At 71.0% G+C, this 6,165-nt stretch carries 7 protein-coding genes; 2 read left to right on the forward strand and 5 right to left on the reverse strand.

The window, feature by feature from the left end; translation table 11 throughout:
• Window positions 1–648 (reverse strand): DUF222 domain-containing protein (locus E1300_RS46560; protein ID WP_131763673.1); only part of this gene is annotated, 648 nt, incomplete at its 3' end.
• A 472-nt stretch (window positions 649–1,120) separates the two neighbouring features.
• Complete coding sequence (locus tag E1300_RS46565; protein WP_131763674.1) at window positions 1,121–1,609, reverse strand: MarR family winged helix-turn-helix transcriptional regulator; 489 nt, start codon at window positions 1,607–1,609, stop codon at window positions 1,121–1,123.
• Between the two features lie 88 nt (window positions 1,610–1,697).
• Between E1300_RS46565 and E1300_RS46570 the strand changes: the two genes are divergently transcribed.
• Window positions 1,698–2,657 (forward strand): quinone oxidoreductase family protein, encoded by a 960-nt coding sequence (locus tag E1300_RS46570; RefSeq protein WP_131763675.1) that lies wholly within the window; start codon window positions 1,698–1,700, stop codon window positions 2,655–2,657.
• Window positions 2,658–2,666: 9 nt separating this feature from the next.
• Here the strand turns inward: E1300_RS46570 and E1300_RS46575 are convergent, their stop codons facing one another.
• The 3 genes from E1300_RS46575 to E1300_RS46585 form a co-directional block, all read right to left on the reverse strand.
• Window positions 2,667–3,536 carry an alpha/beta hydrolase gene (locus E1300_RS46575; protein WP_131763676.1) on the reverse strand — a complete coding sequence of 290 codons (870 nt, stop codon included), beginning with the start codon at window positions 3,534–3,536 and terminating at the stop codon, window positions 2,667–2,669.
• A gap of 76 nt (window positions 3,537–3,612) precedes the next feature.
• Entirely contained in the window at window positions 3,613–4,488 is an 876-nt protein-coding gene (locus E1300_RS46580; RefSeq protein ID WP_207400388.1) for an endonuclease/exonuclease/phosphatase family protein, read from the reverse strand.
• Window positions 4,489–4,568: 80 nt separating this feature from the next.
• Window positions 4,569–5,777, reverse strand: a complete 1,209-nt coding sequence (locus tag E1300_RS46585) for an acyl-CoA dehydrogenase family protein (protein ID WP_242619847.1) — start codon at window positions 5,775–5,777, stop codon at window positions 4,569–4,571.
• Window positions 5,778–5,962: 185 nt separating this feature from the next.
• Between E1300_RS46585 and E1300_RS46590 the strand changes: the two genes are divergently transcribed.
• On the forward strand, window positions 5,963–6,165 hold a 203-nt coding region (locus tag E1300_RS46590), incomplete at its 3' end, for an aldehyde dehydrogenase family protein (protein ID WP_207400389.1).

Consider the following 6,165-nt stretch of genomic DNA (forward strand, 5'->3'; position numbering starts at 1 on the left):
GTCGAAGATGGCGGCGTCTTCGGGGTTGAGCCAGCCTTTGAGGTAGCGGCCGCCGTCCAGCGATCGAGTTGAGGTGATCCAGGAGCGGTCGTAGCCGCGGCGGGAGTCGGGGTCGGGCTCCTCGGTGCCGTCGCGGTCGGCGATGACGTCGCGGATGCGGGTGCCGAAGGCGGCGATCTTTCCGGCGGAGAAGCCCTGGTCGACCATGTCCAGCAGGAGGGCCTCGGCCTTGGCGCAGTCGGCATCGTCCAGGCGGGTTACGGCGGTGGCGATGGTTGCCGCGTAGCCGTAGGACAGGCGGCCCGTAGCAAGCCGGGTGGCGACCTCGGGGAGGCGGTGGTGCTGGCGGGCCAGGGTCAGGCGTTCTTTAGCGCGGGCTTCGCGCATGCCCAGCCGGGTGCGCAGCCAGGCCTGGGTGGACGGCAGGCCCCAGCGGCGCATCTCGCCTGAGGTGTCGACCTTGCCGATCAGTCCGGCCAGGGCACTCTCGGTCAGGTCGACCGCCCGGCCCAGGGTCTCGGCCAGCTCCATGCACGCGGACGGGCTCTCGGGCACCTCACGCCGGGCGAGTTCGGCCGCGACCGAGTCCGCCGCGTCCACCAATTCCCTGGTGGACATCGACGCCACGTCGACCACTTCCGAACTCATACTCCAATCTTACTCACCCTTTTTTCTGCGTGAGGCGGAATCAGGGCCACAGTAATCGCACCATTGCGCTACACGGTGCGCCTTTAGATCGTCCTGCCGCATGTCCAGTTGAAATGATCTTAGGATGGCCTAGATCGATCGACTCAAACAGCCGAAGATCTAGTATCGAACGGTCGCGGGGTCAAGTGTGCACTGACATGCGGATAGACAGCTATCTTGACCTCACTGACATCGACCAACGTGACCCGCGCCCGAGTAGAACGCGAACTTGATCGCCTCGCTAAAGGGGCACCTCAGCTGGGCGGCCACCCAAGCCATATTGATCCCGATAAAGGTCACTATGCGGAGGAGTGTCGCCCAGCCAAGGAATCGAACGCGCTGCAAGCTTCGGAAGTCGTGCTGGCCGCTCGTACGCCGGTCGGATGCGGCCCATCGACCGCCATTCCCTCAGTGTTCTCGGGATGCCCTTCGGCTAGATGTCGGCGTCTGAGGTGGGCGTGGTGTCGGGCGGCGTGGGCTGTTGCCGTTCCATCAGGGCGACCATGGAGTCGGTGAAGCGGCGCGTGAGTCGGGCGAGTTCGGTGCGGTCATGGTCGCTCCAGCCCGCGAAGGCCTCTTCGAGGAGGCGGCGGCGGCCCTGGTTGATCGCGTCGACGATGCGGCGGCCTTCGGCGGTGATGGACGCGGTCTTGATCCGCCGGTCGTGGCTGGCCGGTGCGCGGGTGATCAGGCCGAGCTGCTCCAGGCGGGCGAGGGAGCGGCTGGCCTTGGGGTGGTTGTGCTCGGCGAGTTCGGCGAGTTCGAGGACGCCGATCGGGCCGCGAAGGTCGGTGTAGATGAGGTAGCGGCACAGGTCCGGGTCCAGTGTGACGCCGGCGCGGTCGAGGAGCAGGTCGACGAAGCGCGGTCCTGAGACGCGTCCCAGGATGTCCAGCCATACGTCGTAGTAGTCGTCCGCCATCCCGTTCATTATGCACGCATCTCCTGCTACCGTGACCGCGACGATCCGTTCATAGTGAACGGATCTCCGGAGTGTGGGGAGCTACGTGATGACCGCACGGCACGTCCGCGCCGCCGTCCTGCATGGGCTTGGCCAGGTCCCGCGTTATGGAGTTCTGCCTGAGCCGGTGGCCGGGGAAGGGGAGGCGGTCGTTACGGTGACCGCGGCGGCGCTGAAGCCGTCCGATCGGGCGATGGCCGAGGGTGTCCACTATGCCCCGGCCGCCTTCCCCTGCGGGGTCGGGCTGGACGGCGTCGGACGGCTGGACGACGGCACCCGGGTGGCGTTCTTCCTCCCGCAGCAGCCGTACGGCGGGATGGCAGAGCGGACCCTGGTGCGCCGGGACGTGTGGTTGCCGGTACCCGACGGCGTCGATGACGCCATCGCTGCGGCGTTGCTCAATCCGGGCATGGCGGCCTGGAAGGCGGTCGTGGCCGAAGGGGAGGTCGCCGCCGGGCAGACGGTTCTGGTGCTGGGCGCGACCGGTGCGTCCGGCCGTGTCGCCGCCCAACTGGCGGTGCGGCGCGGTGCGCGGGTCGTGGGCGCCGGGCGCGATCAGGATGTTCTGGACGGGCTCGTCGCGAACGGCGTCCATGCCGCGATCAGTGTCGACCGGCCACATGAGGAGGTCGTCGGCGCTCTTGTCGCCGAGGGTCCCTACGACCTGGTCGTTGACTACCTGTGGGGCGGGGCGGCCGAAGCGGCGTTCGCGGCGTTGGCGCGCACTGGTGAGGCCGCGCGGCCGGTCCGCTACATCCTCGTCGGGATGAGCGCCGGTGACGTGGCGGGCCTGCCTGCCATGACGCTGCGCAAGGCCCCCGTCCAGATGGTCGGCAGCGGTTTCGGCGGCCGGGCGTCCCTGGACGACGCCGCGGCGGCCTTCGCCGGGCTGCTTCGGCAGGTGGCCGCCGGTGATCTTGTGATGGACGTCGAGACCGTTCCGCTCGCCGACGTGGAGGAGGCCTGGACGCGCAAGGCGAGTGGTCGGCGCATTGTTCTCGTGCCTTGACCTGGGTGCCTACCCCTTTCGATCGGTGCGGTACAGGTGCACCAGGCCGCGGGTCACGGCGGCGGGCCACACCGTCGCGTGCTGCTCGTCGGCGATGACCTCGCTGCGGACGTCGAAGCACTGCCGGCGGCGCAGGCGTCCGGTGAACGCGGCGAGGTCGGCGACCATGTCGAGGCCGGAGAGGACGCGGCGCGTCTCGGCGGGCATGATCGGCCAGCTCCGGTCGGGGCTGTCCTCGCGCTCGCCCACGGCGAGGTAGACGTCACCGGTGCCGTGGTCGGCGATGGGTGTCCGTTGAGGGTCGAGGAGCAGGTGGTCGTCCCACCACAATGACGGGCTCACGGCCAGGAACCGGCGGAAACCCTCCGGACGGCGTGCCAGGGCCCAGCAGGTGAACAGGCCGCCGAGGGAGAAGCCCGCGAGGCCCCGGTCTCCGGGGTCGAGCGGATGGGCCGACTCCACGTGCGGTGCGATCACAAGGCGGATCAGGTCGAGCATCGCGTCGGCGCCTCCCGTCCCGTACGGGGTGTGGCCTTGCAGGTAGCCGGACGTGGCGCTGGTCGGTGTCAGGTCTCGTGCGCGTTGAGCGAAGAGCCGGTCGAGGTCGTCGGTGGCGGGGGAGATGCCGACGATGGCGATGGGACGCAATTGGCCGAGAGAGAAGGCCATGGTGGTTCGGGCAATCTGCGCTGTGGCCGCGAAAGTCAGGAAGCCGTCGAGGAGATAGAGGACGGGAAACGGCGCCTTCTCGGTGGCGTCCCGGGTAGGCGGCGTTGCGACGGAGACGTGCCAGTGGTCGGTCGGCTCGCCGCCGGTGACCAGCGTGTACTGCACCGCGTTGAGGGTCTGGAAGGGACCTGCCGTCCATTGCGCGGTCATGCCGGAACCTTCCCAGACCGGATGGTGGGGCCGTCGGGCCAGTAGGTCAGGTCGGAGCTAGTAGACCAAGTCGGAGCTAGTAGGTCAGGTCGGCCACCAGGCCGAAATGGTCGGACGGGTAGATGCCGTCGAAGGGTTCGTGTCCGAGGAGGCGGCAGTCGAGCGGATGGCCGGCGCCGCCGCGGCGCGGGTGGGCGGACAGGATGTAGTCGATCCGCCGGTCCGGCCACAGGACTGGGCGGGCCCACGGGTTGGCGTTGGACCAGGTGTGCCCGCCGCCCGGTGGGCCGCTCATCGTCCAGGCGTCGTGGAAGAACACGCCCGGGGCCGCCGCCTCCCCGTATCCGGTCAGCGAGCGGATCTCGTCGCTGCCGGGGTCGGCGTTGAAGTCGCCCGCGAGGATGGTGGGGCAGCGCCTGCGCTGGTTCTCGGCCAGGAACCGGCAGATCTCGCGCACCTGCCGCTGGCGCGGGCCGCTGTGGTCGCGGCGCCAGGCGAGGGCGGCGGCTCCTATCTGGACGAGGCCGCGGGGGCCTTCGACCTCGGCGAAGACGAAGGCCCCCGTCGCGCCCGCGCCGTCCCCCGCGCCCGCGCCGTCCCCCGCGCCCGCGCCGTCCGGTGCGTCCTGGGCGGACAAGGTCCGTTGGTCTTCGCGGACGAACGGCCATGCTGACAGGATCGCCAGGCCGGAGAGGGCGTCGCCGTCCTCCATCCCGCAGGCGAACAGATGGTGGGGCAGGCCGAGCGCGTCGCCGAGCCGCCGGGCCTGGTCGTCGTCGGCGGTCTGCCATGCCTCGACCAGGACGACGAGGTCCGGCGCGCAGTCCGCGAGGGCCGCCACGATCCCGCGTTCGCGTTCCCGCCAAGGGCCGTAGCGTCCCCAGACGTTCCACGTGGCGACCCGCAGGCGGCCTTCGACCGGCGGTCCGTACGGCTGCTCGATGTCGTACATGCGGGTCATGCTAGGAAGGGCGGCCCGTTCCCGTCATCGGACCGGCTCAACGGTCGGCGCGGCTCAACGGTCGGCGCGGCTCAGTAGGTCTTGGGCAGGCCCAGTTCGTGCTGGGCGATGTGGGCCAGGACGAGTTCCTCCGCCACCGGGATGTTCTTGGCGATGCGGGCGTCGCGGAACATGCGGGCCACGGGGTACTCCAGGGAGTAGGCCATGCCGCCGTGGGTCTGGAAGGCGCGGTCGGCCGCCTGCCACGCCGCGTCCGCCGCGGTGAGCTTGGCGATGTTGGCCTCGGAGCCGCAGGGCCGGCCCCGGTCCCACAGCCAGGCCGCCTTGTAGGTCATCAGCCGGGCGAGCTCCACCTGCGCCTTGATCCGCGCCAGCGGGAACGCGACGGCCTGGTGGGCGCCGATGGGGGTGCCGAACGGGGCGCGGTCGCGGGCGTAGTCGCAGGCCGTCCGGAGCACGAGCTCGCCGAACCCGACGCCGCTGGCCGCCGCGAGGATCCGCTCGGGGTTCAGGATGTCCCACAGGACGGCGAAGCCCTGGTCGACCTCGCCGAGGACGCGGTCGGCGGGGACGCGGACGCCGTCCAGGAACACCATGCTGGACGCGACCGTGTTCGTGCCGAGCTTGGGGATCGGCCGGTAGGTGAGGGTGCCCTCCGCGACCGCCTCCTTGACGTCCACGAGCAGGACGGTGAAGCCGGCCGTGCGGGGGCGGGCCTCGGCGGCCGGGATGGTCCGGGTGACGAGGACGAGGAAGTCGGCGCGCTCGACGCCGGAGATCCAGATCTTCTGGCCGTCGACGGTGAAGCCGTCGCCGTCGCGGCGGGCCTGGGTGGCGATGGCGATCGCGTTGCTGCCCGCGTCCGGCTCGGTGATGGCGAAGCAGGTCTCCAGCTCGCCGGACGCGATCTTCGGCAGGAACGCGCGGCGCTGCTCCTCGGTGCCGTGGCGGGCGATGGTGAGGCCGCCGAACGCGGGGGTGAGCAGGTACATGAAGGACGCGGCGCCGCCCGCGCCGGCGTCGGCGAGGCTCTCCAGCGCCACGGCGAGCTCCAGGAGGCCCTGGCCGGCGCCGCCGTACTCCTCGGGGATCGCGAGGCTGTGCCAGCCGCCGTGGACCAGCTCCCGCCAGACCTCCTCGGGCCAGCGCTTCTCCTCGTCGCACCGGGTCCAGTAGTCCTGGTCGTACTTCGCGGCGATCGCGCGCACGCCCTCGCGCACCGCGGCCGCGCTCTCCGGCAGGTCGAAGTCCACCCGCGCCTCCCTCGTCGTCGTGGGCACCACCGTAGCCGATCCAGTAAGTGGACACTGACGCAGGTGCGCCCGGTGATGAATGCGGGTGTGCGCGGTCATGAAGGAGCCTCACGCGGGTACTGGACGGCCGACACCGATACCGACACGGCCGGCGGCGGCACGGCCCGGCATGACGGGGCGGACGGCGACGGGCCGGGAGAAACGGGGACGACATGCGACCGCGCGACAGGTGGATGCTGGCCGGCGGACGGTGGAGCGGCGGGACGGGGGAGGAGGCGTTCACGGTGCGCGATCCGGCCACCGGGGTGCCGGTGGGGGCGGTGCCGGTCTGCTCCGCCGCCGACGTGGAGGCGGCGGTCGCGGCGGCCGCCGCGACCGCGCCGGGCTGGGCCGCGACGGACCCCGCGGGGCGGGG

Origin of the sequence: Actinomadura fibrosa, from assembly GCF_900659615.1 — a bacterium.
Lineage (GTDB): Bacteria > Actinomycetota > Actinomycetes > Streptosporangiales > Streptosporangiaceae > Spirillospora > Spirillospora fibrosa.

Coding starts and splice junctions, on each gene's coding strand:
- E1300_RS46565 (WP_131763674.1), bottom strand. CDS start 1,609: ATGGCGGACGACTACTACGACGTATGGCTGGACATCCTGGGACGCGTC.
- E1300_RS46570 (WP_131763675.1), top strand. CDS start 1,698: ATGACCGCACGGCACGTCCGCGCCGCCGTCCTGCATGGGCTTGGCCAG.
- E1300_RS46575 (WP_131763676.1), bottom strand. CDS start 3,536: ATGACCGCGCAATGGACGGCAGGTCCCTTCCAGACCCTCAACGCGGTG.
- E1300_RS46580 (WP_207400388.1), bottom strand. CDS start 4,488: ATGTACGACATCGAGCAGCCGTACGGACCGCCGGTCGAAGGCCGCCTG.